Raw genomic sequence first — 25,892 nt, forward strand, 5'->3', positions numbered from 1 at the left:
AAACGATCCTGAAATCGTGTTCTGTTTTCATGCTCCTTAAATCAGTGGCTATCTATGGGTTTTGACACGGTCTGCCTGATTAAAGCGACATTTGTGTTCCCGACCTTTTGCGATTTTGCAACCCCTCCCTCCCATTGTAACCGGCTCATGCCGGTCCGGGATTTCCCTCGCTTCCTTTCGCTCCGTGGACATTTAATCAAAATTCGATATATTCGGAATATGCCGAATATATCGAACAAGCGCCTGACGACCACCGAGCAACACTTCATCGAGGGTGCGGCGCGACTGCTGATCCCTTGGGGTGTGCCCCAGACGGCGGCGCGCCTCTACGGTTATCTGCTGCTGTGCGCCGAGCCCGTCAGCCTCGACCGCATTACGACCGACCTCGAGATCAGCAAGAGCAGTGCAAGCGTCGCCGCGCGATTGCTGGAAACTTATATGCTTGCCCGACGTCACGGCGAACGCGGAAGCAAACGCGCCTCGTATACCGTTTCCGACAATTATGAGGGCATGCTGACCGAGCAGAACCGTTTGCTCGACGCGCTCGCCGAACTCCTGAAGAACGGAGGCGCTTCCGTTGCATCGGGCGCGACGCGTGACCGCCTCTGCGAAATGGCCGAGTTCTATCTGGCGATACGCCAGGCAATGGAGACCGCGCTGGGGCAATGGCGCTCGAAAAAGCCGCGATCCTGAGACGCGACCGATCGGCTTTCTCGTGTGGACCAAAGCTGCGCAGGAAACAGTTTTCGCGAAGGAGCGAGCAACATGGAACAGACCGAAAATCCTCGGGAACCGAGCGCTATGTCGCGCAGCAAGGCCGTTGGCTATGCAGTCGGCCTGCCGCTGTCATTGCTTGGGCTGATTTTCCTGCCAGCGGGCACGATCGCCTGGTCGCGGGGATGGATATTCGTTGCAGTCCTGATCTTGGGCTTTGGCACCTCTGCCCTCGTACTCGCCGGGGTCAATCCTATGATCTACCGAGCGCGCAGCCGGTTTCAGGCAGGCACGAAAAGCTGGGACAAGGCGCTGCTTGCAGTCATCCTGCCGGCGATGGTGGCGATCCTGCCGGTTGCGGCGCTCGATGCCGGGCGCTTTCACTGGTCGGCAGTCCCTGCCTGGGCGATGCCGTTGGGTTACGCCACTGTGCTGGCGGGCATCGCGGTTACCGCGTGGGCGCAGGCGGTCAATCCGTTCTTCGAGCCGGGTGTTCGAATCCAGTCCGAACGACATCAGCGCGTGATCGATACCGGTCCCTACCGTTTCGTGCGCCATCCCGGCTATATTGCCGCTCTGTTGTTGTTCTTCGGCATGGCGCTTGCGCTGGGTTCGTTCTGGGCGCTCATTCCCGCTGCGCTGGCGGCGGCAGTACTTGTCTTGCGTACGTCATGGGAAGATCAGCTGTTGCAGGCCGAGCTGCCCGGATATGACGAGTATTCCCGTCAGGCACGTTGGAGATTGGTTCCTGGTGTCTGGTGAAAACTGCCTCGGGTGCCAAGGATCGATACGGCAGTCGCGACAGGAAAACAGCTGAGGCATTCACAGTCTTAGATGGCTTGATCTGGCGCTTCCGGTTTTTGCGTCAAAGTGGCGGGGAGGAAAGCGACGGTAAGAAACAAAGTAATCGATGCAAAGAATGTTGCATTAGCCAAGCTGTCAAGCCACACCCGGGCGGCGTCCGACTTGATATAGCGCGCGGCAATAGCACGCTCTGTCACACGATAAAGGCCAAGTATCTGGTCGGCATCGGTGACATTCCGGAAGACCGTCGTGATGGGCAAAACTTTCGAAACGTGGAAGCCATGCCGCTCCAGCATGCCCGCGAGTTGGCGCCCTATGCAGGGGTTTCGTATGACTCTATCGGCCACAAATCGGGTGTAAGCGCGGGCCACCGAAAGATCCGAATAATCAATGATTAACGTATCCCAATCCGGTTCAGCCAAGACAACCCTGCCGCCAGGGCGAAGGACACGCCGGATCTCCGAGATAACCTTTGCTGGCTCAGCGACGTGCTGCAGCACGCGGTCCGTGTGAATACAGTCACGGTGTTAGGTTCGAGCTCAAGGCTGTGAATGTCGCCCTCGATGACTCGTACCCTATCACCAAGGTCATTTATAGATGCGCGTGCTTTGCCGACGTGGTCCGGGCTATGATCGATTCCGATTACACGACCTGAACTGCCGACTGCTTCGGCCAGAGCGCGGAGGTCGGCTCCCGGTCCGCAACCGAGATCTAGGGCGACATCGGCCGTTCCAGCAGCGAGTTCCTCGACGGCAAGCGCCTTATAGGCCCGTCCAATGGAAGTCGCTGCAAGGCGCATTAAATAATCTTCCGGCCTAATGCGTTCAAACCCGTGCGGCATCAGGCGTGCTCCGATCAAATGACAAAGCTAAACGATCGGCACTTCTGGTTACAATCGTAATCGCCCGGAACCGGACATGGCTAACGATCAAGGCCAGAGCCGAACCCGATCCCATTCTTTGTGATCGGCGGATAGCGTGAAGCGCAGGCGCTTATGGTTGCGGTCGCTCGCCCCTTGCCAGAACTCGACAACGGTAGGTGCGACGGCGTAGATCTGCCAGCCCAGGGCGACGTAATCTGGATTGGCCGTGAGGAACGCCTCTGCTTCCGCCAGATTTCTCTCCAGTTCTGTTGCGTCCGAAAGCACCGCGCTCTGTCGCGAAGCAAGGGCACTGGCCCGAGAGCCTTGTGGGCGCTCAAGGTAGTCGGCAGCGCATTCGCCGGCTGAAAGAAGACTTGCCGGTCCGCGCAGCCGGATTTGCCGGCCGAGCACCGGCCAATAGAACGTCAACGCAACATGCGGCTCCGCTGCGATCTGCCGTGCCTTTGGGCTTTCTGCCTTGATTGCAAAATGCCAGCCGCGCCCATCGACATTCTTCAGGATCAGCACGCGGGCATCCGGCCAGCCATTCTCGTCGCGGGTCGAAAGCGTCATCGCATGTGGTTCGCGTATGCCGGCCGCCAGCGCCTCATCCAGCCAGATGGTAAAGGCCTCTTGTGGAGTCGCGGGGAATGCCTCCAGGTCCATGTCCGGAAGCGGTGCCTTCAGGGATGGAATTCGACGTAGCTTGTCTTTCAAGCTTGTAGTTTCGGATGTCACGACAGGCACCTTTCCTCGATGGATACAGACTGGATGAGGGACGGGATGTCGCTCAGACGGCAAACGGACAGACCGCGGCCGGCACCGGAGGGGGCAAGATGGATGGTTGACAACCCGGCCGCCCGGCCCCCTTCGATATCGGCAACCAGATTGTCGCCGATCATCCCAAGGTTGGAACAACTATGCCATCATAGAGGACATAGCGGTGGACGCTCCCCATCGAGGGCAAGGCGTTGCTCGCCTCATGATGGACGCGGCGGTCAAATGGGCAAGAGGAGCAACGTTGGCGGGGGTGCGGCTTGAGACCCAATCAGTCAACGTGGCCGCGTGTCGCTTTTACATGCGGTACGGATTCCTGCTTGGAGGTCACGATCGTTATCTCTATCGTGGACTGCATCCAGACAGTCGGGAAGTAGCGCTATTTTGGTATCTGCGTTTTTAAGCGCCACTTCGCGTGCCACATAGCGCTGACAATCAGTGCCAAATAGCGATCAAAGTCACACATACGGCGCTTCGCTCTCGGCAAAAACGGTGGACAGAAAGCCATAGATCGACGCCCTTGGCCGTTTGCCCTATTTCGCATTGTACTCGAGGCTGGCTTCGCCGCGCCCGCCGGTCGGAAAAACTGACCATCCGAGGACGCTTTTATGAGTCTACGGCCTAGATAAGCGCGCCCCAAGATATTGTGACAATGAGCAACGGTCGTAACGACGACTTCGAAATCGCTTTTTGTCTTTCAAAGCCCCCAGCAGTATCGATATCCTGAAATCAAGGTGTCGATCATCCACACCAAGCACCAGTTCGTTTTCCGATCGTTCTAGAACTGGGAAGAAGGCGATGGACTGGTTTTCACGCGCGTTGCGTTGAAGTTCATTTGGACAGCCCGCGCGGTTGGATCATTGATATGAAGAACCGGAATTTCCAGGCCATCCGTGACGCGATCAACAACGGCATGACCCGTGACAGCCGTGATGAGTAGAAATCCCGCGCCCTAAACGCGAACGGCGGCATTGTGCAGGATATCTCCTACCGCGTCCCTCCGATCATCCGATCCGAGCCGCAGAAGCTCTTCATAGTCGAGCGTCAACGTGACGGAGCGGGCGTTGTGATGTGCGTCGAACTGCCGTTGAACACTCTCGTTGAGCCCGCGATGATAGAGCGCGCTCGATCCCCAGCTCATGCCACCGAGAAGACCAATAACTCCAGATGTTCCCGCCATATCCGATCCTGCTCCGAAGGACCCGACCGGAAAATCTTTGATGGACGCTGCCCAGTCTTCCAAATCGAATCTATATTCCTGAACTCCGGCGTTATGGGAGTGTCAGGATGATCTTGCCGCGTGAACGGCCACTCTCACTGAGCGATATCGCCTGCGGCGCCTTTGAGAAAGAGAACGCGGCTTCGACAACGACACGAAGCTCCTGTCGATCGACAAGATCCACGATTTCCTTGAGAAGGCTCCCATCGATCGGTCGAGGGCCGCGACCGAAGATGGCGGTCGCATTGCCCTTAGCCGCCTTATGCTTGTCGGGAGGGGCGACGATCGAAACAAAACGCCCTCCTTCGCGCAGAAGCGGCCATGCCGCTTCCTGCGCTGCCGGACCGACGAGATCAATGACGGTATCGACCGGCGCAAGAGCGCTCGCAAGTTCGCCCTGGTGATAGTCGACGACCTCGTTGGCACCAAGGGAACGCACGAGATCGGCGTTCCGTGCCGAGGTCGTTCCAATGACACGAGCGCCGGCGCGTTTGGCGAGCTGGGTCGCGAAGGCGCCGATCCCACCCGATGCGCCAAGGATGAGGACCGTCTGCCCGCGGCGGATAGCCGCCGCGTCGAACAGCACCAACCACGCCGTGCCGGCGGCAACCGGAATACCGGCTGCATGCTCAAGCGGGATGGAATTCGGAGCATGCGCGACGTCGGCAGCCCTCGCCACGACGAATTCGGCGAGGGCGCCTTCAGCCCGCGCGATCGCCTTGTCCCCCGGACGGAAACCATTGGCCTGCGCCCCTGCTGCTTCGACCGTGCCGGCGACATCGAGGCCGAGCGTTAGCGGGAAGGTCGCCGGCCGCATCGCGCTGAACTGCCCATTGCGAGTGCGCCAGTCGGCCGGGTTGATGCCGGCCGCGTATGTACGGATCAGCACCTCGTCAGGTCCAATTTCCGGGACGGGCATGTCGTCGCAGACCAGCACGTCGGGCGCGCCATAACCATGGATGCGCCACGCTTTCATCATTCTCACGAACATCGATCCTACTCCCGGGGCCGCTCAGCGATTACGGGCCTGCTCAGCCAGGAAATCGATGAAAGACGTCGGCTTGATCTCGGGATAGCGGGTATTGCTGAGATCGGTCAGCTTCGCCTTTCCCGACACCATCGTCCACTGGTACTGCGCGGCGATCGGCGCCCAGAAATCGGCGTTGGCCGCCTCGGTGTCGGCAATCCAGCGTTCCAGATCCGCCACCGTGCCGAGCTGGCGCGCCTCGAACTGTCGACCGAAAGCCTTTTCCGCTGTAGCGATGGCTTGCTTCATGGTGATCTGATCGCCGGCAACCGAGAGCTTGCCGCTCGGAAGGTCGGCGTCGAGAGCCGCCGCTGCGGTGTACCGTGCAGTGTCGGCAACCGTGGTCACGTCGAAGACAGTGTCACCATCGCCCCAATAGCTGGCCGTGCCGGCGTCCAGATCGAAGACCTGAAAGAAGGGTGCGAGCACCACCTCGTGGAAGGCGCCGTTCAATACGTGGACATGCTCCAGTCCGCTTGTTGTGATCGCCTCGTCCGCCTCGCGCCGCCAGTCGAGCATGGGGTGACTGCCAGGCTCCAGCTTGAACAGGTCGATGGCGAAATCGGAGGGAATGATGCGCCGGACGCCATTGCGCTTGGCGGCATCGAGCAGCGCGAGCTGACCGCCCACGATCGTCTCGCGCATGCCTTGCACCGCTGAGATCACAACATCGACGCCGCCGGTCGCAGCGACCAGGCTGGCAGGCTCGTCGAGATCACCTTCCACGATCGTAGCACCACGGCTTGTCAGACGATCGAGTTCAACCTTCTTCGTTTCGGCCTCGAGCGTCTGTTTGCGAACCAGAATCTTGAGCTTCACCTCGGTTCGGTCGAGCAATGTGTCGGCGATCTTGGTGCCAAGCATACCGGTAGCACCGGCAAGAAGAATGGTCGTTTTGTCTGTCATATGAAGATCCTCTGGTTTCCGATGACAAACCTATTTACGTTCCCCTGCATAGACAATCGGCCCATTTTGGAACATCATGTTCCCATGAGCGAACATGTCATTTCCGATCTCAATCAGGTGCGGCTCTTTGCCAAGGTTGCCGAGATGAAGAGCGTGACCGGCGCCGCCCGCTCGCTTGGCAAGCCGAAATCCACGGTCAGCCGCGACCTCGCGCGCCTCGAGGCAAGCCTAGGCGTAACACTCATGCAGCGCTCGAACCGGCGGCTGACGCTCACGGACAGCGGCAGACTGTTTCTGCAGCATGCTCAACGCATTCTCGGCGACCTCGCGGATGCGGAGGCCGCGGTTGGCCGGCTCAACGCGGTGCCGCGGGGCCTCCTGCGCGTCAGCGCGCCGTTTACTTCTGGTCACGCCCTGCTCGCGCCTCTGCTGCCAGGCTTTCTCGAACATTATCCAGAGGTTCAGGTCTCGCTCGAACTGGAGAACCGCCGTGTCGATGTCGTCGGTGAGGATTTCGACGTTGTTATTCGAGTCGGCCGGCTGGAGGATTCGAGCCTTACTGCCCGCAAGCTTGGCCATGCCGCGTTCGGCCTGTTCGCCAGCCCTGCCTATCTGGCACGGAGGGGACGTCCCGAAAGCCTCTCCGATCTCGCGCGCCATGACATCGTCGACAAGGGAGGACTACCTGGGCCTAAAAGCTGGAAGGTCGATGGACCGGATGGCTCCGTCGAGGTCGAGGTCGCACCTCGGCTGTCGGTGAACGATCCTGCCGCACTGCGCATCGCACTGCTGGGCGGAGCGGGTATCGGCTGGTTACCGAGTTTCCTCGTAGCCAACGATGTCGAAAATAGTCGCCTGGTCCGACTCTTTCCCCATCACCATCGCGATCAAGCTGACATTCATGCGTTGTTCCGGGCGCGCCGGAGCCTCGCTCTCAACGTCAAGGTGTTTGTGGACTATCTGGCGGAGCACTTCCTGGTTTGAGCGCCACCCACGACATTCGGAGCGGACAATTTTTCCAAATAATATCAACGTTCTAATGAGAAAGATGCAGCAATGACGGGGGATGGTGACTATCCGATCGATAAACAGAGCAGCAAACACGCGCCTCAGAATATCGACGATGAAACTGTCTTCTTCGAAGGTTACAAGCGTCTACGCCAGAACGACACAGGCCTGAACGGGGCGCTCGAAGTTCCTGCCCTTCGTGCGCTTCTGCCGAATCTGTCAGGAAAGCACATTCTGGACATTGGGCTGCGGCTTCGGCGACTTCGCTCGGTACGCCCGCAGCCAGGGCGCCCACTCAGTCGCTGCCTTGGACGTATCGGAGAACATGATCTCCGAAGAAATGCGCCTAATGACGGATGACAATATCCTCTATTTGAAAAGTTCAATCGAGGATTTCTCACCAAGGCACGAGCAATTCGACCTAGTCGTCTCGTCCATGGCGCTGCACTACGTCGAGGAATACCGTTTCGCCACGCCCGAACTTTTACCGCCGATGGTAGCCTAGGCTCTCTGCACCTATACTGCACCTAGCCCACTTTCGGCAGTCCGAACCTCTTCTCCGTCAGCGCAGCGCACGACGACGAGATACAGATGATCGACAGCACTTCCATCCGGGCGCACCAGCAGGCTGCGACAGCAAAAAAGGGGGTCCAGATCATTGTCTCGGTCGCAGTCGGGGCGGGCTCACGACCAAGATCCACGTCGTCGTCGACGCGCAGGGGCTCCCGATCCGGCTCGGCCTGACCGCAGGACAGGCACACGACGGGCAGATCGCAGATCGCCTACTGGATCACCTCGGCCCGCGCACCATCGTACTCGCGGACAAGGCCTACGACGCCGACCGCATCCGAGAGCTGATACAGGAACAGGGTGCTACGCCCAACATCCCGCCGAAAAGCAACCGCAAATGGAAGCCCTGCTTCAGCAAGCGGCTCTACCGCGAGCGCAACCTGATCGAGCGCTTCTTCTCCAAGCTGAAGCACTTCCGCCGCGTCGCCACCCGCTATGACAAGCTCGCAACCAACTTCCGCGCTATGGTCCAACTCGCTTCAATGCGGCTGTGGTTGCGGGCTTATGAGTCTACGGCCTAGTATTGTCGTACCGCGAACGCCGACTTGCGAAAGCTGGTGTGCCTCATGACGGACGTCCGTGCTGGCCGGCAGGGGAAGCAAAGAAGGCCCTGGTACTGGCATCCGCGCTATGACCTTTGCTGGCCCACACATCCCCGTTACCGGTCCATTGCAATGTCCGCTTCCGGGGCACCGCTAAGATAGACCCTATGACCGACATGGGGGCGCGTTGCCGTCCGGCAGCGCAGGGGCCGAGGGCGGACTGATTACTTCGGCGCCAAGCAATGGCCAAAACTGCCAGTCCGCTGCGCTACCAGCGTCTGCCGACGGCGGCATGCCGCCCTTGCTAAAGCGTTTACCAAGATGCTCGACTGAGCGTCGGCCGTCACTTGAGGGTGAAGAGGCTGGCGGCCGGCGAGTGGCCGACCATATCGGTCTGCAGCTGCTCGTGGGCGGCGTTCACCGGATCGATGCCGTCAGTGTAGGGGCCGACGGTCAGCCGGTTCGGCCGCGTGCCGAACTCCATCGCCGCCAGCCTGAGAACGGCGTCGGCCACCTCCTGCGGATCAAGGCTGGTGTCAGGCTCAAGGCCGGCGAGCATCGCCTTAATGTGCGGCGCATAGAGGTCGAGCATGGGCCGTTCTTCCGGGCCAAGGCTTGCGAGCACTTCCTCCCAGTAGCGGAGGCCGTTGCTCTGAAACCGCGTCGGGTAGGCGCCTGCCGGCTGAACCACGGCCACCTCGATGTTGGAGGCGGCCAATTCGTAGCCGAGGGCATCGCACGCGGCCTCGAGGACGAGCTTGGAGGCGCAGTAGCCACCGAGCATCGGGTCGATCGCCCGGCCGAGCGCACTCGACATCTGGATGATCGTGCCCTGGCCCGCCTGCCGCATATGCGGGACGATCGCCTTGATGACGCGCATGGCGCCGAAGGCATTGGTCTCGATATTGGACTGGAAATATGCGGCCGGCTGCAGCTCGACCGGACCCGGCACAACGATGCCGGCGTTGCTGACGAGGAGGTCGATGCGGCCGGCACGGGTGATGGCGCGCTCGACGGCTGCGACGACCGAGGCATCGCTCAGTACGTCGAGTTCGAGCACCTCGATGGCCAGCTTCTCCTGCGCCGCCAAGGTGCGCAGCTCCTTGGCGGCAGGGGCGTTGCGACGTTCCACGTCGCGCATGGTGGCAAAAACCCGTGAGCCCTGGCGGGTGAAGCCCTCTGCCATCTTCCGACCGAAGCCGGAGCTGGTGCCGGTGATGAGGACGGTCGGCGGCGTCTCCTGGGCGCGCAGCGGGCCCGCGGCAGCGAGGAAGGCGACGGCGCCGGCTTGCAGAATGGTGCGCCGCCGGATGCGCGTCGCGGCTGGAGTGTCGGGGATTTGGCTCATCTTGCTCTCCTTGGCTGATGGACTGCGAGAAGGTCCATCCTTGCCGAAGGGTCGCATGGAGGCGTATCGTGCCGCTAGAGGCGACAATCGAAACAGACTGCTACGTGTGAAACAACAAAAACTCGACCTCAATGACATCACTGTGTTCAACCGGGTCGCCGGGGCCGGCAGCTTTAGCGCCGCGGCGCGCGAGCTCGGCATGCCGCGCGCGACCGTCAGTCGGATTGTTGCCCGGCTTGAAGCAGCGCTGGGGGCGCAGCTGCTCTATCGCAACACACGCCGGGTGGAATTGACCGGGCTCGGCCGCGCCTATCACGACGCGACGGCAGAGGGCTTGGGGCTCATCGGAGCGGCCGGCGAAGCGGTCATGGCGGCGCGCGCCGAGCCGTCGGGACTGCTGCGTGTTTCGGCGCCCATCAATTTCGGCACCATGTCGCTCATTCCTTGGATTTCAGAATTTCTCGACGCGCACAAACAAGTGCGCATCTCGTTGCGCCTGGTCGACGACAGGATTGATCCGCTGGCCGAAAGGCTGGACCTTGCCATCCTCACCGGCCCGCAGCCCGACTCCAGTTACCTCAGCCGCCGTCTCGCGGCTTCATCCCTGATCCTAGTCGCCAGCCCCGTCTATGTCGCACGACGGGGTGCGCCGGAGAGACTGGACTCTCTTGCCGCTCACGATTTCGTGCTGTTCTCGTCCGACCTGGGGAAAGAGGGGTGGAGCCTCGATGGACCGGAGGGGCGGGTTGAAATCACGGTTTCAGGCCGCGTCAACGTCAAGGGGCCGCATGCCGAGCTCAGTGCCGCGCTCTGCGGCCTCGGTATTGCGCTGCTGCCGGCGGTGGTAACCGCCCCATACATCGAGACAGGTGAGCTGGTGCAGGTGCTGCCGGGCTATGGCCGGCAGGGCGGGACGATAACGGCGGTCTTTCCCGCCAACCGGCACCAGCCGGCAGCATTGCGCGCTTTCCTCGATTTTCTCGTCGCCAGGATGGCCGAGCGCGAGCCGGCACGACCCTTTCTTGCAGGCCAGCTGCAGACCAGGCGCTCAGATGGCTAGCGTGCTGCTGGCCCGGGCGCGCTAGTCCAGGGGAAACTTCGAAAATTTGCTTTCGAGATGAGTACGGAGATGAAGGCGCAAACCGGAAGCTATTTCGTTGTTGGCCCGAAGCGCCCCTCTGAGAGATTGCAGCGCCGCCACCGGCGACGCTGGTTGCCAGCGCTTCTATACGCTGATCCCCTGGACTGCGGAGGCGAGTGGCGCGAGTGCTTCCATCTCTGGGTCCGCAAGGATCATGGACACTGCCGCGATGTTTTCCAAGAGACGGCTGCGCTTACGCGTTCCTGGGATCGGCACCATTTTGACGTTGAGCTTGCGACTTTGGGCATAAAGCCAGGCAAGCGCAATCTGCGCCGCCGAAACGCCGCGCGCCGCCGCGATGTCCTCGATCTTTGCGACCGGCAGCATGTTTGCCGCACGGTTTTCGGCTGAAAACCTCGGAAAATGCTGGCGAGCATCGGTGTCCGTCAGGGATGTTGCGAAAGCCCGGCCGGTCAACATGCCACGCCCAAGCGGGGAATAGGGCACCACCGTCACACCGAGTTCGGCCGCGGCCGGGACCAGGTCTTGTTCGATATCGCGCGTGAAGATCGACCATTCCGACTGAAGGGCCGCGATAGGATGAATGGCATGCGCCGCGCGCAGCTCGGACGCGCTGACAGCGGACAAACCAAGCCACTTCACCTTGCCCGCTCTGACCAGTGCGGCCATGGCACCGATGGAATCCTCCAGCGCCACCCTGTTGGTCCGGCGATGCATGTAATAGAGGTCGATGACGTCGACGCCGAGGCGCTGGAGAGACCGATCAACGGCCGCTCGGATGTATTCAGGACGATTGTCGATGCTCCAATCGTCGGGCCTTTCTGTGCTGGCGACTCCCGCTTTGCACCTGATAATTTGGAATTTGTAATTGTACCGGGGATTTAGCGACTGATCGCAGTGCCTGAGCGTACCGAATCGTAGCTTTGGGCAGCGTAGCGTGCTGTAGAGTGGTTGCGGGGACAGGATTTAATCATTACTTGCGACGAACACGTCCATCCTATGATGCGCTAGAAATTCTTCTTGAGGATGATCGTAGCGGACTATTTCGTACTGCAGCGTAGAAGCATCAGTGTTTACTGCGCTCTCGAGCGAGATTGAGTTGAGCGACGTTTCGAGATGTACAGCGGTCCGTTATGGGCCGGGCGCGGTCTGTCCGCTATTGGGCATAGTCACGGCGAAAGCGACATACCGCCGTTGGACGCGGTGGTCGGAATGTGGCGGTGTCGATGTCTCGTTCGACAAAATCTACAAGACGTACGATTGGGTTAGCGACAACGGCTGCTCGAATATTCCGACGTGGATTGAGGCGGCAGCCAAGGCCGCTGGCCGGTGACTGCTCGTTCCTCGGCCCTCCGGGAGGCTTTGTGACCGTGGTGCAACAGGCCCGTAATGAATCCTCTCAAAAGATGAGTGTATTCGTCAACTAAATTGAGTTCAGCTTGCAAGGCAGGTATCGATCCTCAGGCAAGGCTCCGGGGGGTATGGATGACGAGTTGCGATGACGAGCTGCTGGGCATTTTCCTGCAGAACGAATCTTCCATCAAACGCTATCTGCAGAAGGTTGCCGGCTCGCGGCAGGATGCAGAAGATCTGTCTCAGGAAGCCTGGATCAAGCTGGCACGCAATGGCTCCGCTGGTCTCTCCAATCCAGGTGGATATCTGCTCCGTATCGCTCGCAGTGTCGGAATTGACTACAGTCGCACAAATCGCTCGAGACTGAACCATCACGATATTGATGCATGCTTGTCGATACCGGATGAAAAGGCCGATCCCTATCGGTGTGTCGAGGATCGCGATCAATTGCGCCATCTGATGGAGATTGTCGAAGATCTTCCAGAGCGCCAGCGGAAGCTCTTGACCGCGGCCCGCCTGGAGCAGCGCAGCCATGCGGCGCTTGCCAAGGAATTCGACATATCATTGAGAACGGTCGAGCTCGAAATCCGCAAGGCGCTTGATTATTGCGCGCACCGGCTCGCGAAAATTAATAGCGTCTGATTTGCGGCCTATCAATTCTCCATCGTCTATATGTATAGAGCCTATCACGTGCGGCTTCTGCGCGCTCAGGAGCATTTGAGGGAGTAGGTGTTGAGCGAGGATATCGAGGCGCTGAAGAGGGAGGCTCTGGCCTGGATCGTGCGCCTCACATCCGGGACGGCGACGACTGAGGACAGAGATGCGTTTTTACGCTGGCGGGCACGCAGCGCCGCGCACGAGCAGGCTTTTCGCGACGCCAGCCGACTTTGGAAGAACATGGGGGCGGCGCTTGCCGCCCATTCGGAGCCGTCACCTGCCTTCTTCAGTCGCCGCGCTGTTCTGACGGGGGGCGCCTGCCTTACGGCAGGTGTTGCAGGCATGAGTTTCGGTCTATCTCAACTCGGCGTATTGCCGACGCTCGACGCATTCCTCTCGGACGTCTCTACGGCCGTCGGGGAGCAGAAGACGGCTCAGCTTCCCGATGGGTCAAGCGTCACTCTCGACGGCGGGACCATGCTCAACGTCAATTACTCCGAGCAGGCGCGACACGTTGAGCTCGCCGCCGGCGCGGCCGTGTTCCAGGTCGTTGAGCAGCAGCGGCCGTTCGTCGTGTCCGCCAAATCCGGGAGATCCACCACAAGGCGTGCGGCGATATCGATAAAGCACGGTGTCGAAGATGTTCTGGTGGAATGTCTCGATGGATCGGTGAATGTTGAATGTCGGGGCGATGCCCGACTTAGCGCAGGCGATGGCATCTTCTATTCCGCAGCAGGGCTCGGAGAGAAACTTGCCTTGGACGAGGAAACAGCCGCGGCATGGCGAAAGGGCCTCCTGATCTTCCGCAATCGCCCTCTGGCTGATGTGATCGCGGACGTCAATCGCCACCGCCGCGGCAAGGTGATGATCGCGCGACGTAGCCTGAACTCGCGACGGGTTTCAGGGGTATTTCACCTCCATCGACCGAACGAGATATTGGCTCATCTCGAGAGCACCCTGCATGTCCGCCCGATTAATCTGGTCGGCGGAATCGTGCTTCTCCAATAGGCTTGCGCGCAGCAGCGCGAAGAAAGTGCAGAAAAGATTGCGGGTCGCGGTTTTTGCATCGTCTTTATAGGTAGAGGGCGCAGCAGCGGGGCTGCCCTGAATATCTGTGGGGACGAATATGAGGCCGAAGAAGTTTGCCGTGGTTGAAGCGCGTGAGCGTTCACGGGGCCGCAAGCGCGTTGTTGCGAGATTGCTGGCGTCGATCGCCATCAGCGCTGTCGCCGTGGGGACTACGCAAGCACAAACGCAGCGGACAATAAGCTATTCCATCCCCGCCGGCTCCCTTGACACCGCCTTGACGCGGTTTGGTGCGACAAGCGGCATCCAGGTCCTCTACAGCGCCTCCGTCACGCAAGGGCTGCGTACGCCAGGCGTCAGCGGCAACCTCTCATCCCAGGCAGCGGTCGAGCAACTGCTCGCCGGAACAGGACTCTCCTACCGTTTCACCGGTCCCAATGCCGTAACCATATCTTCCCCGGATCAAGCGGCTTCGGCAACTGACGCAAATGGCGCGACTACTCTCGCTCCCATCGTGATCAAGGGTAACAGGGTTACGAGCACGATCGGCGAACCACCTGCGCCCTATGCAGGCGGTCAGGTGGCGACGGGCGGCCAGCTCGGCATGCTTGGCAACCGCGGCGTCATGGACACGCCGTTCAGCCAGACCAGTTACACGAGCAAGCTGATCGAGGATCAGCAGGCTCGGACTGTTCAGGATGTATTGAACAATGATCCCTCTGTTGTCGCGAGCAATTCCAGTGGCACTCCGCACGATTACCAGGTCATCCGGGGGTTTGGCGGCTACGGGATCGACGGGACCCGCACCCTCAATGGTTTGGCCGGGATGGCACCGCTATTTTTCCCGTCGTCCGACTACATTGAACGCGTGGAAATCCTAAAAGGCCCCAGCGCGCTCCTGAACGGTATGACGCTTGCCTCCGCAGCGGTCACCGGCACTATTGGTGGCTCGGTCAATCTCGTCACGAAGAGCGCGACGGATGAACCGATCACCCAGCTGACGACGCGCTATGTATCGAACTCGCAAATCGGCGCACATCTCGATGTCGGTCGTCGCTTCGGGGCAGACAACGAATTCGGCATTCGCTTCAACGGATCTATCGACGGCGGTCATACTCCCATCGATATACAACACGCGAACCTCGGTACCGCGGCGCTCAACCTCGACTATTCCGGCGAACGTGCCCGGCTGTCGCTAGACTTTGCCCATCAATCTCAAAAGCTGGATCCGAATGGGGTATATGTCAACGCACGGTCTATCGGCTCGCTATCATCCTTCCCCCGCGCCCCAGATTCGAGCCTTAGCCTGGTTCCCTCCGGGTCGGAATACAAAACCAACTCAACCATAGGCATGATACGAGGTGAAGTCGATCTACTTGAGAATGTTACAGCCTACGGTGCCATAGGTAAGCAGCGTTCAGAAGCCGACTTGGATGGCTTCGAAAAGATCAGACTGCTCGACGGTAACGGCCGATACAGCATCGCGCGAGAAATACAGCACTATTCGCGTGACATCCTGTCCATGCAGGGTGGCATTCGGGCGAAATTCGACACCGGTCCGGTCGATCACGCTTTGAGCGTTAACTTGTCTCGGTCAGAACTTACTTACAAACGCGCCGAGTCAGAGGGTCCATCTTATATAATAGATTCCATATATGAGCCCGTGTTTCCGCTCATGACCTCTCCCGCTGATCCGGGTGACCCCAGGAAGAGTTCCCAGACCACGGCGTCGAGCATTGGCTTTGCAGATACTCTCTCGATATTCGACGAGCGTATCCAATTTATGGCCGGAATTCGCTATCAGGAAGCAGGCATCGACAACTTCAATGTTACAACAGGCCTGCTGACCTCGAACTACGACGCCAATGCCTGGACACCTGCGTTCGGGCTGGTCGTCAAGCCGTGGGAAAACGTTTCGGTCTATGCCAATTACATCGAGGATTTGAGAGCAGGAGCCATCGTCGGCACTACTTACGCGAATGCTGGCGAAGTATTCTCTCCATATGTCAGCAAACAGTACGAGGCGGGTGTCAAAGCCGACTGGGGTCAGGTGACGACCACGTTGGCAGTATTCCAGATCGACAAGGCCGCTTCGATCGCAATAGACGATCCCCTGGGCGGCCCTCCGACATTGACGCAGGATGGCGAGGAGCGCATTCGCGGTATCGAACTGAACGCCTATGGCGAACTCACGCCCGAGGTTCGCCTGTTGGGCGGGCTCACCCTGCTCGACCCCCGCCTGGTGAAGACCGAAGATGGCACCCTCGACGGCAAAAGAAACGATACCGCGCCAAAGGTCCGCGCGGTGGTGGGAGCGGAATGGGATACGCCCTTCATGGAAGGGCTGACGCTCACTGGGCGATTAACCCATACCGGTGATGCGGTTGTGTCAAACACCTCCGGTCTTACTATTCCCTCATGGACGACATTGGACCTTGGCGCACGCTATACCTTCAATTCTCCGTGGAACGAGAAGCCGGTCACTGTCCGCTTCAATGTCGATAACGTCTTCGACAAGGACTACTGGGCCGGTACCTATGCGTCTGGTTTCGTATACCGAGGTCAGCCGAGGACCTTTCGCCTCTCGACGGAATTCAAGTTCTGATGCAAGTAAATCTTCCTCAAATGCTCGTCAGAGTGCAGACCAACGCGGGATTGTTAACACGTCCCGTCTTCGGGCTACGTTTGTCAATAACCCTGTACCTCCTCATACTGATGCTGTTGGCGAGCGTTTGCACCGCACATGCGGGTATTGCCTTGACTGATATCGAGGGCCGCGAGGTGACGATCGCGGCCCCGGCAAGGCGCATTCTTCTGGCGGCGCCGTCGTGGTATCCGGCACTCGCGATCCTCGACAAGGAGGCCGCAGAGCGGATCGTCGGCATCGGCAGAAATCCCGGCGACACCTTGCCCGAAGCGGAGCGGGACCTGTCCGGCAAGCCGCGTGTGGGAACCGTCTGGTCTCAGGCTTTTTCGATCGAGAAGGCGCTCGAACTGCAGCCGGATATCGTCATTGGCGGGGGGGCATCTCGTGCTCAACAGGCGCTAGAAAGCGCCTTCACCAAGGCAGGCATTCCCGTCGTCTATGTCGACTTCGACTCCAATCCCGTCACGGATACGGATCGAAGCTTCGAGATTCTCGGGCGGGTTCTCGGCGCGGAAGACAAGGCGGCCGAGTTCGTCGACTTTTACCGCCACCATGTACGGACGATCACCGGTCGCCTGACAACGCCCGGACTTTCTCGGCCGACATTGCTCATGATGTCGCGAGGCCCCAGTGTGCCGTGCTGCCAGGCATCGCCGGACAATGGCGTAACGGCCTATTTCGGCGGACTGGGTGTGGAGAACATCGCCGGGGCAACCAAGGGCGCTCCGGTTCAATTCAACCTCGAGACAATTATCGAGCGTGACCCGGACGTCTTCGTAGCTATCGACCTATTTTCCGACGCCCGTTCGATGTTCGGCGAACCACGCAGCCTCGAGCGGGGCATGGCCGCGCTGCAAGCGCTGAAGCAGGAGCCCGGTCTTGGCGAACTTGCCGCGATCCGCAACGGCCGCGTCCATGCACTCGACCAGTATCTCATGAGATCACCTCTGAACTTCGTAACCTTCGAGGTGCTTGCGAAGTGGTTTCACCCCGAACTCTTCACAGATATCGATCCGCAGGCGACACTTGACGAGATCAACCGGCGCTTCCTGAAGACGCCGCTCAAGGGGCCGTTCTGGACGAGCTTCGACCCGGTCGCTGATCGACGGTCCGGTGAACGCCGATGACAGACGATATCGTTAATCCGGGCGGTCCGGCTACGGACCGCCGAGAGGCCGTTCTTATTGCTTATGACCGACAGACTTTGCGGCGGGTCGCGATCGTCGCCGGGCTCGTCGCCATCCTCGTCGCTTCCTTTCTTTTCGACCTTGCCATGGGTCCATCAAGCCTCGGCGTGATCGATACGCTGGGCGCCATCCTATGGCCGGCGGAGGTATCGCGCTCGGCCTCCGTCATCGTCTGGGACGTTCGCATGCCGGCGGCGGTCATGGCCGTGCTGGTCGGCGTGGCGTTGTCGCTTGCCGGCGCGGAGATGCAGACCATCCTCAACAATCCGCTCGCCAGTCCCTTCACGCTCGGCGTGTCGTCCGCCGCCTCTCTGGGGGCGGCGCTCGCCATCGTGCTCGGCATCGGCATTCCCGGCGTGCCGGAAAGCTGGATCGTCACCGGCAACGCTTTCATCTTCGCCTTCGCTTCCGTGCTGCTTTTGCAAAGCCTGACGGGAATGCGCGGCGCTGGCGTCGACAGTCTCGTCATGTTCGGCATCGCGCTGGTCTTCACCTTCAACGCGCTCGTGGCGCTGATCCAGTTCGTCGCGTCGGCCGATGCGCTCCAGCAGCTCGTCTTCTGGGGCATGGGCAGCCTGACACGCAGCAACTGGGAATCCATCACCATCCTCGGCCTCGTCACCGTTCTGACCGTGCCGTTTTCGTTTCGTGCGTCGTGGAAGCTGACGGCGCTGCGGCTCGGCGAGGACCGCGCCCGCTCCTTCGGCGTGGATGTAACGCGGCTGCGCTTCTTCTCGCTGTTCCGGATCAGCCTGCTCGCGGCCACCTCCGTCGCCTTCGTCGGCACCATCGGGTTCATCGGCCTGGTCGGCCCACATATTGCGCGGCTTCTGATCGGCGAGGACCACCGCTTTTTTCTGCCGGCGAGTGCATTGACGGGGGCGGTCGTCATGTCGCTCGCCGATATCGCCAGCAAGAGCATCGCTCCGGGCGTCATCGTCCCGATCGGCATCGTCACCTCGCTGGTCGGTTTGCCGGTGTTCTTCGCGCTGATCTTCCGCCGCCGGGAGCGACTGTGATGGAGAACATCCGCACCCTCGCGATCTCGAACCTTTCGGCCGGCTACCGCAACAAGCCGGTGTTGCGCGATCTGAACGTCGCGCCGCTCGAACCCGGCAAGGTGACGGCGCTGGTCGGTCCCAACGCCGCCGGCAAGTCGACCTTGCTGCGCTGCCTCGCCGGACTGGTGCCTTCGACAGGTTCGATCCGGCTCGGCGACCGCGATCTCAACGCGCTCGGCCTTGCCGAACGGGCGCAGCATGTCGCCTACATGCCGCAAACTCTGCCGCAGAATGCGGAGCTGACCGTTCTGGAAGGCGTGATCGGCGCGTTGAAGGCATCTCCGCTGACTGATTTCGACGGCAGCGGCCCGGCGACGCGCCGCCGTGCCGTCGACGTGCTCGACAGGCTCGGCATCCTCGACCTGGCGATGGAGGGCATTGGCCAGCTCTCCGGCGGGCAGCGCCAGCTCGCCAGCCTCGCCCAGGCGATCGTTCGCGTCCCGCAACTGCTCCTTCTCGACGAACCAACCAGCGCGTTGGACCTGCGCCACCAGCTCGACGTCATGACGATCGTGCGCGAACTGGCCCGCGAAGGGCGGATTGTCGTCGTGGTGCTGCACGACCTGACGCTCGCCGCAAGCTGGGCCGACCATCTCGTCATACTCGATCGTGGGGCAGTCGCTGCCGAAGGCCCTCCCGAATCGTCTCTATCCCCATCCATCCTGTCTGCCGTCTACGGCGTGGAGGCCCGTGTCGAGCGCTGCTCGCGCGGCCGCCTGCACATCATGGTGGACGGTCCCGCAAATTCTACGGAGTTACGCCATGCAAACTGAACCCGCTGAAGCCAAACGCTCGTTTCAAGCGCAGGCCGAAGTCGCGATAGCCGATCCGGAGCGCTTCATCGAACGGGTGTTCGAGCATTTTGCCGAGCACGACGCAGAGATTACGCCGATCGAGCGCGGTTCCTCTGCCGCCTTCTTCCTTGGAGAGGTTTCCATGCAGGCGCGACCGAACAACGTCCTCATGCGCGTCAAGGCTGACGACGAAACCGGGCTTGCCTTTATGAAGTCGCTTGCCGCGCATCATCTGATCGAATTCGTGCAAGGCGAGCGGCCGCGTTTCGCATGGACAGGTGACGGCGTCGGCCTGAGCCAATTCCCGAATTTCCGAGAGATGACGGTCGAGCGGGTGGCCCACGTGACGCCGCATATGCGCCGGATCACGCTGTCCGGCTCCGATCTCGGGCGTTATGCGACCCATGGCCCACATCTCATGCTGTTCGTGCCACCCGAAGACAACGCCATGCCGGAATGGCCGGTGCCCGGAGAGGATGGTCTGCCTGTCTGGCCAACTAATGACAGGCGGCCGCAGGTGCGCACCTACACTGTTCGCAGCCTCGATCTCGGCGCCGGGACGATCGACGTGGATTTCGTGCTGCACGGCGATCACGGTGTCGGCTCGCGCTGGGCGCTGAATGCGCGACCGGGGGACGTTATCGGCGTGCGCGGCCCGACCGGGCGTAGACGGCCGGAGGCCGACTGGTATTTGCTCGTCGGCGACGAAACGGCGCTGCCGGTGATCGCGCGAACGCTCGAATCCTTGCCTGCGAGTGCAAAAGGCGTGGCAATCATCGAGGTTTCGGACGAAAGCGAGCAACAGCCGATGCGGTACGACGCCGATATCCAACTGCGCTGGCTTCACCGCAACGGCGCGGAAGCCGGCACGACCTCGCTGCTCGTCGATGCCGTGCGCGCCGTTAAGATGCCGCCAGCCGAAACCCGAATCCATGTCATGGCCGGCGTCGAATATACCGCCTTCAAGGCGATCCGCCGCTATTGGCGCGACGAGTTGCACCTCAACAAAAAGGATGTGGTGCCTGTCGCCTATTGGCGCAGGGGCCGTGCTGAAGGCGAAGCCGATCCTGACGACGAGGAAAACTAAGCGCCATGATGGAGTTCCTGAAGCATCATTTCCGAGCTCCCCAATCCTAATAGACCTCCCGAACATACTCGTCCACGTCGCAGTGGGTCATGGCCGCTTCTTCCGCGGTAAGGATGGTCAGTGCGGTCGGCGGTGAAATGGCAATCAGTCACTCGACGTGGAACAGCAGCTTTCAGGAAATCGCGAAAGGAATCTGGCGCCACCGAAAGGGAGGCGCAAAAGGGGAAATCATTTCCGCGATGGGGCCGCAATGCTGCCATCTCTGCTTGGCTGCCACCGCTTGTCACTCGCGCGCCCCTCACGCGCATATAGCCTGCCGGTTGGCAGCACGAGGGACACACCAAGATCGACTGCCGCTCCGAAGCGTCCGAACTTGATTTGAACCTATCGATTCCGGAGGATAATGTGTCGTGATGGATCGTAGTTTTGGCGCTAGCGAGGCGTGCTGCAGCGTGGTTGCGGGGGCAGGATTTCATCTTAACTTGCGATCATCACCACCGTCCCGTGCACTTTTAAAATCACTTCCTATAGGTAACCGTAGCGGATTATTTCGTGCCGTTGCGTAACCGCGAGCTGAACGCAATGAGAAGCATCGCAGCTGGGGCGTTCAGTAAGCCAACGGCAGATAGTTATTTGCGTTTCGGTTTGTAATTTGAGGCCATGCTGCTCCTTCAAAACGGGTACCAACCCTCTGGTGGTCTGGATGAGTTCCTGAAGTTGACCAGCGGATGGCTGCAGGTTCATGTTTCCGTGAATAACTTGATTACGGATGTTCGCCATGCTCCGCAGGCCCTCTGCCTGAGTAGGGGTCACAAATCCTCCGGCGGCAAGCAATTCGACAACTCGGCCTGGTGTCTGGGGCCGCGTGGTTTCGGCAGGGTTTAAATGTCTCGCGATCGCCCCCAGAGATGCCCATGCCAACAACAGCGACGCTCTCGCATCCGCAAGCTTGTCAAGGTCCGCGACCGTTCCTTCAGTAGCAGGAATGCTGGCGATCGGAACCTGTCTCTCGCTTGCCCCACCATAGATCACTTCAAGCCGCCATTCAGGATGATCCGCAAGAATTTCTCTCAATTTGCGAACCTTCGATCGCGCTGTTGGATTTCCCTTTGTGACAACCTCTACGATAATGTTTTTGCCATCAGGGCCAATTGCGATGGCGTCGGCACCGTAGTCTTCGAGAAAAGGCGGGAGATCCGCACGGGTTGGACGCCGGATGACTCTATAACCCCGCGCGCCAAGCCGCGGCAGATATTCCTCGAGCGCTAAGCTCTCATTGGCCGCGAAATCAATCATTAGAAAACGGCTTCCTCGGGAACTGCGTCTACACGAATATAGAGGATCGGCTCCTCCGATCCTAGTGCTTCGACCAATGTGTCCGAAGGATCGGCAAAAGCCGCGCCAGCGCTAGGATTGAATCGCTGGACTAACACTCGATCTATGAGACCGTCGTCGAGATATATGACGGGTATCATTGCGTCGAGAGTGAGCTTGACTATGTTGTCTATGTCGCCGGCCATAGCAACCTGAGGATGCGCGGCGCGTTCGAAGAGTCGTCGGTCAGTCTAGGAAATCATCAAGCGACTGGAAAACACCCGCTGTCTTCCAGAGGCTTCGGTTGCCCACCACGTAAAGAGCCTCCTTAGCCCTTGTCGCCGCGACGTTAAGGAGATTGGGGCGGCCACCGGCCCAGCCTCTTGCGCCTCGCTGCTGCGCGTCAGGGGCACCCAGAATGAAAAAGACGGCCTCCGCCTCGCGGCCCTGAACAGTATGAACCGTTCCGATGCGCTCCCTGACCCACTGATAGGGGGTTTCGATCCACCCGTCGAGCAAGTCACTGCTCCGCAGCACTTCCCGCATGCGATCCTGCACCACCACGAACGGAGTCACGACGTAGAAGTCTGGCGCACATCCTCGATCTCGCAGATGACGTAGCTGAGCGAGCAGTGCGTCGCCCTCTTGCGGGCACCATTTTTCCTGTCCTCGTCCCTCGACGTCGATCCATCGGGAAGGCCCGAGAACATCCCGGATTGCGGAAGGCTTGGCCGCTTTCGCCTGCACCATGAGGTTTTCGTAGGCAATGGAATTGGAAATGCTGAACATCGGTTCGGCGCAGCGTCGATGAACCAGAAGGGGTACGCCAACTTCACGGGTTCCGAACTTCGTCTCGAATGTTCCGTAGTATTCCGTGGCACTGTCAGCCAGTGTTTGTGCCGAAGCTCCGGGTGCATTGTAGATCAGCGGATCGATCCCGAATTGCTGGCACATCGCTTCGGTCAACTGGTCAGGCAGAACGACGACCGGCTCGATCTGGATCGGATCACCGACAACCATTGCCCGTTGAGTCCGCACCAACGCGCCCACGGCCGCCTGCGGCAATGCCTGGCCTGCTTCGTCCACCAGCAGCCAGCCGAACGATTCCGGTCCGATTTTACTGAACATGCGGGAGACCGAAGCAAACGTGGTGGAAACCACCGGCACTAGCAGGAACAAGGTCGACCAGAGATCCGGGATTAGCGCGTCCTTTTCCGGACTTCCCAGCGAGCGAGTGCCGAAGCCGTCCATCAGAACATTGAGATTATGCCGAATGGGCTTTGCGGCACCATCAACAAACGCCTTATGCAATGCCATCGCTGCTTCGAAAACATCATTGCGCAAACGCGCGGTGGCCGCATCCAGCCAGGGAGCGCTCTTTTGTTTATCCTGATGGCGCTGGTCGAAAAACTCTTCTGAAATGAACGTGCCGGGATATCGGCGGGCGAGATCTTCGCATGCAACCCGTTCGCGCCTGAGCGTCTCGGTCAGTTCAGTAATCGAAGCCTGCATTTTTTGCAGCTCGCCGTTCGCCCGCGCATATTCCGACCTTTTCGTCTCTGCATCTGCCGACAGGCGCGAAAGCGCTGTCTTCTCCGAGGTCAGTTTTTTCGAGAGGATATCGTATGCCGCGCGCCATGAACGAAAAGCCTGTGCGCCGAACAGCCGGCTGAGAAAACCGGGCCGCGTTCTCCATAAAGCCGCTCGATTCTGATCCAGCGCTTCCACATTCCGCTTCTGGATATCAAAAGCGGACACCGCTTTTCCGGCGTTTTCCGCCAGTTGCGCCAAAACCGGCTGCATCGCCTCGATTTCGACGGCGAGACCATCAACCGTCTCCTGCTTTTGCCGGATCGATCGCAAAAGGTCATGGGCCTTCTGCAATTCCGCCAATGCCGATTTCGAAGATGCCGCTACTTTGCGAAAATGCTGACGGGCTTTTTTCCAACGCCGCAGGGCCTCGTCATGATCCTCCGGTGCATTTTCCTTGACAATGACATGCGGCGGCCTTTGCTTCGTTCCTGTATCTGTCTTCTCAGTGATCAGTTGAGGATTACCGCTGGCCTGCTGCAAATACCTCTGGAGCCCGACATCGTCGTCCCACCAGAAGGTTTGTCGGAAATCACTTCGGTTCTTGCCATTGCCGAGCACTGCGGCCACCGCGCCCCAAGTGTCGCGTTCCAACAGGGCGTCGGATACAGTCTTGAAATATCGGAGGCCGCCGGCGTCACCTGCTATCGCTTGCATGGCGGGAAGCTCGGCGCTGACATTTTCAACGGCCTTGTTATTCGAGGAGGCAACGATCATCTCGTACCCCCTGATCTTGTTATCTAGGCGATAGAGGTGAACGAAGGAATTTCCCTTCTTCAGCTTCTGCCCGGAATGGATAAAGGCGCTTTCCGGCTCGTCATAGGTACAGAGAATTTCCGCCCGTTTGGTGACAAGCGCGGCGATGACGTCGCGGAGAAGGGTTGTTTTTCCCGTGCCGGGTGGACCGTTCACAGCAAGAATGCCGGCCGTATTCAGATCGTGAAGGGCAAGATTGACCGCGCATTGCTGGAGGAGTGCAAGCGGATGCCGGCCGTCGCCCGGCCATGACCCCAATGGAAATTTCCGAGGCTCGAGTGCTTCTGAAAGCGCCTCGTTATCCTTCATAAGGTTTCGGCGGATGCCTGGCTTCAGGACGCCCAGATAGCGTTTGAGGTTGGGCGTCGCCTTACCGGAAGCCACAAGAGCGCGTGCCGCCGCCAGATCATCAAGGAAGAACGAATTGAGCAGAATGGACTCAGGCGGATCTTGCAGCTTGAAATACTGATACGACCGAACGGCAAATGCCGGTGGCCTGGCGAATTGCGTCGGCAGGCCGACGGCCTGCACCAGCCAGTCATAAGCGTCTTGGATCGTCTTGCGGGTGAGCGGCAGCGGATTTCCGTCCCTGTCAGAAATTACAGTCTTTGCCGTCAATCCCTCTACGAGCGACTCTTTCGCCTGCGACCATTGTCCTAGATCGCTCAGCCTGCCGCCCAGTGCCACGGGTATTCCCCAACCGAAGCTGGAAATGGAAACGGCTTCGCTCTCTACCGGACGCCCCTCCCGGTCCACCATGATCGTGGCGAGCACAGCCTCGCCGCGCGCTTGCGGGCGCTCCGCTCGGCTGTCGGTGTAAACCGCTAGCAGTGCCGAAACGGTAGCTTCCATGTCGATGCTGCCGAGAATGACTTGGTAGTAAAGCTTTTGATTGGGACGGCTTTTCTCGCCGCCATTCTCCCAAGGCAGCACGTCCTTATCAATTCGGGCGATACGATATCGATCACCGCTCGCTAGATCCTCGGGCTTGCGGAAAGACGGAGGAGACAAGACCTCCATCGCCGTCCACGCCGACAGGATGCTTCCGGGATCATTGCTAACAGAGGGGCGTTCGAGAGTTGGACGGATTGTTTTTGCCGAAGCTGAGACCGGTCTGGGAATAGGAGAAGTCGGGCGACCTACTGGTTTTGCGGCAACAATAATCGGGCTTTCCGCGGCAGGTTCGCTGGTATCGATACGCGAGCCAGGTCGCTGAGCGATTGTTCCTCTGGCCTGCACCGCCCGCTGCCGTAGCTCTTGCGCGCGTTGGGTTTTTCGCTCCGAAAGCTCTTCAAGCAAGTCGTTCAGAAAGTCAGGGTCATTGCGCCGTTGATCGAATAATTTTTCAAGCTCTGCTACACCCTTTTGGATCAGCGGTCTTTTTGGCATGTGAATTATTCTCAAAATTACTGTTCGTCTCTATTTGTCACTAGAAGCTGTGTAAAATCAAACATTACAACATGAAAGAATTCGGTGACAATCGGCGGTGCTTCGGGGTTCTTCGCATTGCTACGTCTCCAATGAGAGGGGAACAAGCATTA

23 protein-coding genes and 3 pseudogenes are annotated in these 25,892 nt (G+C 59.7%); 14 read left to right on the top strand and 12 right to left on the bottom strand.

Annotation, left to right across the window (positions count from 1 at the left end; genetic code table 11):
- Window positions 1-54: 54 nt before the first annotated feature.
- The gene (locus tag ACMGE0_RS29695) at window positions 55-693 is read left to right on the top strand and encodes a GbsR/MarR family transcriptional regulator (protein ID WP_436819496.1); all 639 of its coding nucleotides are present in this window, start codon (window positions 55-57) and stop codon (window positions 691-693) included.
- 72 nt (window positions 694-765) lie between these two features.
- Window positions 766-1,476: a methyltransferase family protein gene (locus ACMGE0_RS29700; protein WP_436819497.1), complete on the top strand. Its 711-nt coding sequence runs from the start codon at window positions 766-768 to the stop codon at window positions 1,474-1,476.
- A 238-nt stretch (window positions 1,477-1,714) separates the two neighbouring features.
- On the opposite strand, the pseudogene ACMGE0_RS29710 reads toward ACMGE0_RS29700, so the two are convergent.
- From ACMGE0_RS29710 to ACMGE0_RS29720, 3 genes and pseudogenes are all read right to left on the bottom strand, one after another.
- Window positions 1,715-2,359, bottom strand: a pseudogene (locus tag ACMGE0_RS29710) (methyltransferase domain-containing protein); the annotation flags it as partial.
- Window positions 2,360-2,446: 87 nt separating this feature from the next.
- The gene (locus ACMGE0_RS29715) at window positions 2,447-3,046 is read right to left on the bottom strand and encodes a pyridoxine/pyridoxamine 5'-phosphate oxidase (RefSeq protein ID WP_436819500.1); all 600 of its coding nucleotides are present in this window, start codon (window positions 3,044-3,046) and stop codon (window positions 2,447-2,449) included.
- 68 nt (window positions 3,047-3,114) lie between these two features.
- Window positions 3,115-3,282, bottom strand: coding sequence for an HAD hydrolase-like protein (locus ACMGE0_RS29720; protein WP_436819501.1), 168 nt, complete (start codon window positions 3,280-3,282; stop codon window positions 3,115-3,117).
- On the opposite strand from ACMGE0_RS29720, the pseudogene ACMGE0_RS29725 reads away from it, so the two are divergent.
- Window positions 3,282-3,560 (top strand): annotated as a pseudogene (locus tag ACMGE0_RS29725) (GNAT family N-acetyltransferase); the annotation flags it as partial. The gene ACMGE0_RS29720 and the pseudogene ACMGE0_RS29725 sit on opposite strands and share 1 nt — an antisense overlap.
- Before the next feature lie 211 nt (window positions 3,561-3,771).
- Here ACMGE0_RS29725 and ACMGE0_RS29730 read toward each other — a convergent pair.
- The 4 genes from ACMGE0_RS29730 to ACMGE0_RS29745 form a co-directional block, all read right to left on the bottom strand.
- The gene (locus ACMGE0_RS29730; protein WP_436819543.1) at window positions 3,772-3,957 is read right to left on the bottom strand and encodes a hypothetical protein; all 186 of its coding nucleotides are present in this window, start codon (window positions 3,955-3,957) and stop codon (window positions 3,772-3,774) included.
- Between the two features lie 152 nt (window positions 3,958-4,109).
- Entirely contained in the window at window positions 4,110-4,337 is a 228-nt protein-coding gene (locus ACMGE0_RS29735) for a hypothetical protein (protein ID WP_436819502.1), read from the bottom strand.
- Between the two features lie 91 nt (window positions 4,338-4,428).
- A complete protein-coding gene (locus ACMGE0_RS29740) occupies window positions 4,429-5,355 on the bottom strand; it encodes an NADP-dependent oxidoreductase (protein ID WP_436819544.1) in 927 nt (308 codons plus the stop codon).
- A gap of 33 nt (window positions 5,356-5,388) precedes the next feature.
- Window positions 5,389-6,309, bottom strand: a complete 921-nt coding sequence (locus ACMGE0_RS29745; RefSeq protein ID WP_436819503.1) for an NmrA family NAD(P)-binding protein — start codon at window positions 6,307-6,309, stop codon at window positions 5,389-5,391.
- A gap of 84 nt (window positions 6,310-6,393) precedes the next feature.
- On the opposite strand from ACMGE0_RS29745, the gene ACMGE0_RS29750 reads away from it, so the two are divergent.
- The 3 genes and pseudogenes from ACMGE0_RS29750 to ACMGE0_RS29760 form a co-directional block, all read left to right on the top strand.
- Window positions 6,394-7,293 (top strand): LysR family transcriptional regulator, encoded by a 900-nt coding sequence (locus ACMGE0_RS29750; RefSeq protein ID WP_436819504.1) that lies wholly within the window; start codon window positions 6,394-6,396, stop codon window positions 7,291-7,293.
- Window positions 7,294-7,516: 223 nt separating this feature from the next.
- Entirely contained in the window at window positions 7,517-7,822 is a 306-nt protein-coding gene (locus ACMGE0_RS29755) for a class I SAM-dependent methyltransferase (protein WP_436819505.1), read from the top strand.
- A 53-nt stretch (window positions 7,823-7,875) separates the two neighbouring features.
- Window positions 7,876-8,408: pseudogene (locus tag ACMGE0_RS29760) on the top strand (IS5 family transposase); the annotation flags it as partial.
- 364 nt (window positions 8,409-8,772) lie between these two features.
- Here the strand turns inward: ACMGE0_RS29760 and ACMGE0_RS29765 are convergent.
- Window positions 8,773-9,777, bottom strand: a complete 1,005-nt coding sequence (locus ACMGE0_RS29765) for an SDR family oxidoreductase (protein ID WP_436819506.1) — start codon at window positions 9,775-9,777, stop codon at window positions 8,773-8,775.
- Window positions 9,778-9,832: 55 nt separating this feature from the next.
- Between ACMGE0_RS29765 and ACMGE0_RS29770 the strand changes: the two genes are divergently transcribed.
- Window positions 9,833-10,837 carry a LysR family transcriptional regulator gene (locus tag ACMGE0_RS29770; RefSeq protein WP_436819507.1) on the top strand — a complete coding sequence of 335 codons (1,005 nt, stop codon included), beginning with the start codon at window positions 9,833-9,835 and terminating at the stop codon, window positions 10,835-10,837.
- 165 nt (window positions 10,838-11,002) lie between these two features.
- On the opposite strand, the gene ACMGE0_RS29775 is transcribed toward ACMGE0_RS29770, so the two are convergent.
- On the bottom strand, window positions 11,003-11,845 hold the full coding sequence (locus ACMGE0_RS29775) for an aldo/keto reductase (RefSeq protein WP_436819545.1): 843 nt from the start codon (window positions 11,843-11,845) through the stop codon (window positions 11,003-11,005).
- 519 nt (window positions 11,846-12,364) lie between these two features.
- On the opposite strand from ACMGE0_RS29775, the gene ACMGE0_RS29780 reads away from it, so the two are divergent.
- From ACMGE0_RS29780 to ACMGE0_RS29810, 7 genes are all read left to right on the top strand, one after another.
- Window positions 12,365-12,874 (top strand): RNA polymerase sigma factor, encoded by a 510-nt coding sequence (locus tag ACMGE0_RS29780; protein WP_436819508.1) that lies wholly within the window; start codon window positions 12,365-12,367, stop codon window positions 12,872-12,874.
- Window positions 12,875-12,961: 87 nt separating this feature from the next.
- Window positions 12,962-13,897 (top strand): FecR family protein, encoded by a 936-nt coding sequence (locus ACMGE0_RS29785; RefSeq protein WP_436819509.1) that lies wholly within the window; start codon window positions 12,962-12,964, stop codon window positions 13,895-13,897.
- Window positions 13,898-14,015: 118 nt separating this feature from the next.
- Window positions 14,016-16,520, top strand: a complete 2,505-nt coding sequence (locus ACMGE0_RS29790) for a TonB-dependent siderophore receptor (protein ID WP_436819510.1) — start codon at window positions 14,016-14,018, stop codon at window positions 16,518-16,520.
- A gap of 152 nt (window positions 16,521-16,672) precedes the next feature.
- Entirely contained in the window at window positions 16,673-17,689 is a 1,017-nt protein-coding gene (locus ACMGE0_RS29795) for an ABC transporter substrate-binding protein (RefSeq protein ID WP_436819511.1), read from the top strand.
- Window positions 17,686-18,768, top strand: a complete 1,083-nt coding sequence (locus tag ACMGE0_RS29800; RefSeq protein WP_436819512.1) for a FecCD family ABC transporter permease — start codon at window positions 17,686-17,688, stop codon at window positions 18,766-18,768. The genes ACMGE0_RS29795 and ACMGE0_RS29800 overlap by 4 nt, the downstream gene beginning before the upstream one ends.
- Entirely contained in the window at window positions 18,768-19,583 is an 816-nt protein-coding gene (locus tag ACMGE0_RS29805) for an ABC transporter ATP-binding protein (RefSeq protein ID WP_436819513.1), read from the top strand. Before ACMGE0_RS29800 ends, ACMGE0_RS29805 begins: the two co-directional genes overlap by 1 nt.
- Window positions 19,573-20,691 carry a DUF2218 domain-containing protein gene (locus ACMGE0_RS29810; protein ID WP_436819514.1) on the top strand — a complete coding sequence of 373 codons (1,119 nt, stop codon included), beginning with the start codon at window positions 19,573-19,575 and terminating at the stop codon, window positions 20,689-20,691. The genes ACMGE0_RS29805 and ACMGE0_RS29810 overlap by 11 nt, the downstream gene beginning before the upstream one ends.
- Window positions 20,692-21,216: 525 nt before the next feature.
- On the opposite strand, the gene ACMGE0_RS29815 is transcribed toward ACMGE0_RS29810, so the two are convergent.
- From ACMGE0_RS29815 to ACMGE0_RS29825, 3 genes are read right to left on the bottom strand one after another with little or no spacing between them, the layout of a single operon-like run.
- Window positions 21,217-21,987 (bottom strand): hypothetical protein, encoded by a 771-nt coding sequence (locus ACMGE0_RS29815; RefSeq protein WP_436819515.1) that lies wholly within the window; start codon window positions 21,985-21,987, stop codon window positions 21,217-21,219.
- Complete coding sequence (locus ACMGE0_RS29820; protein WP_436819516.1) at window positions 21,987-22,211, bottom strand: RusA family crossover junction endodeoxyribonuclease; 225 nt, start codon at window positions 22,209-22,211, stop codon at window positions 21,987-21,989. The genes ACMGE0_RS29815 and ACMGE0_RS29820 overlap by 1 nt, the downstream gene beginning before the upstream one ends.
- 40 nt (window positions 22,212-22,251) lie before the next feature.
- On the bottom strand, window positions 22,252-25,740 hold the full coding sequence (locus tag ACMGE0_RS29825; RefSeq protein WP_436819517.1) for a DEAD/DEAH box helicase: 3,489 nt from the start codon (window positions 25,738-25,740) through the stop codon (window positions 22,252-22,254).
- Between the last annotated feature and the right edge of the window lie 152 nt (window positions 25,741-25,892).

Origin of the sequence: Neorhizobium descurainiae, assembly GCF_051400715.1 — a bacterium.
Taxonomy (GTDB): Bacteria; Pseudomonadota; Alphaproteobacteria; order Rhizobiales; family Rhizobiaceae; genus Neorhizobium.

What these genes read in the sequence shown, in the direction of transcription:
- ACMGE0_RS29695 (WP_436819496.1), top strand. Translation starts at nt 55, where the DNA reads ATGGGTTTTGACACGGTCTGCCTGATTAAAGCGACATTTGTGTTCCCG.
- ACMGE0_RS29700 (WP_436819497.1), top strand. Translation starts at nt 766, where the DNA reads ATGGAACAGACCGAAAATCCTCGGGAACCGAGCGCTATGTCGCGCAGC.
- ACMGE0_RS29715 (WP_436819500.1), bottom strand. Translation starts at nt 3,046, where the DNA reads ATGGACCTGGAGGCATTCCCCGCGACTCCACAAGAGGCCTTTACCATC.
- ACMGE0_RS29720 (WP_436819501.1), bottom strand. Translation starts at nt 3,282, where the DNA reads ATGATCGGCGACAATCTGGTTGCCGATATCGAAGGGGGCCGGGCGGCC.
- ACMGE0_RS29735 (WP_436819502.1), bottom strand. Translation starts at nt 4,337, where the DNA reads ATGGCGGGAACATCTGGAGTTATTGGTCTTCTCGGTGGCATGAGCTGG.
- ACMGE0_RS29740 (WP_436819544.1), bottom strand. Translation starts at nt 5,355, where the DNA reads ATGATGAAAGCGTGGCGCATCCATGGTTATGGCGCGCCCGACGTGCTG.
- ACMGE0_RS29745 (WP_436819503.1), bottom strand. Translation starts at nt 6,309, where the DNA reads ATGACAGACAAAACGACCATTCTTCTTGCCGGTGCTACCGGTATGCTT.
- ACMGE0_RS29750 (WP_436819504.1), top strand. Translation starts at nt 6,394, where the DNA reads ATGAGCGAACATGTCATTTCCGATCTCAATCAGGTGCGGCTCTTTGCC.
- ACMGE0_RS29765 (WP_436819506.1), bottom strand. Translation starts at nt 9,777, where the DNA reads ATGAGCCAAATCCCCGACACTCCAGCCGCGACGCGCATCCGGCGGCGC.
- ACMGE0_RS29770 (WP_436819507.1), top strand. Translation starts at nt 9,833, where the DNA reads ATGGAGGCGTATCGTGCCGCTAGAGGCGACAATCGAAACAGACTGCTA.
- ACMGE0_RS29780 (WP_436819508.1), top strand. Translation starts at nt 12,365, where the DNA reads ATGACGAGTTGCGATGACGAGCTGCTGGGCATTTTCCTGCAGAACGAA.
- ACMGE0_RS29790 (WP_436819510.1), top strand. Translation starts at nt 14,016, where the DNA reads ATGAGGCCGAAGAAGTTTGCCGTGGTTGAAGCGCGTGAGCGTTCACGG.
- ACMGE0_RS29800 (WP_436819512.1), top strand. Translation starts at nt 17,686, where the DNA reads ATGACAGACGATATCGTTAATCCGGGCGGTCCGGCTACGGACCGCCGA.
- ACMGE0_RS29805 (WP_436819513.1), top strand. Translation starts at nt 18,768, where the DNA reads ATGGAGAACATCCGCACCCTCGCGATCTCGAACCTTTCGGCCGGCTAC.
- ACMGE0_RS29810 (WP_436819514.1), top strand. Translation starts at nt 19,573, where the DNA reads ATGCAAACTGAACCCGCTGAAGCCAAACGCTCGTTTCAAGCGCAGGCC.
- ACMGE0_RS29815 (WP_436819515.1), bottom strand. Translation starts at nt 21,987, where the DNA reads ATGATTGATTTCGCGGCCAATGAGAGCTTAGCGCTCGAGGAATATCTG.
- ACMGE0_RS29820 (WP_436819516.1), bottom strand. Translation starts at nt 22,211, where the DNA reads ATGGCCGGCGACATAGACAACATAGTCAAGCTCACTCTCGACGCAATG.
- ACMGE0_RS29825 (WP_436819517.1), bottom strand. Translation starts at nt 25,740, where the DNA reads ATGCCAAAAAGACCGCTGATCCAAAAGGGTGTAGCAGAGCTTGAAAAA.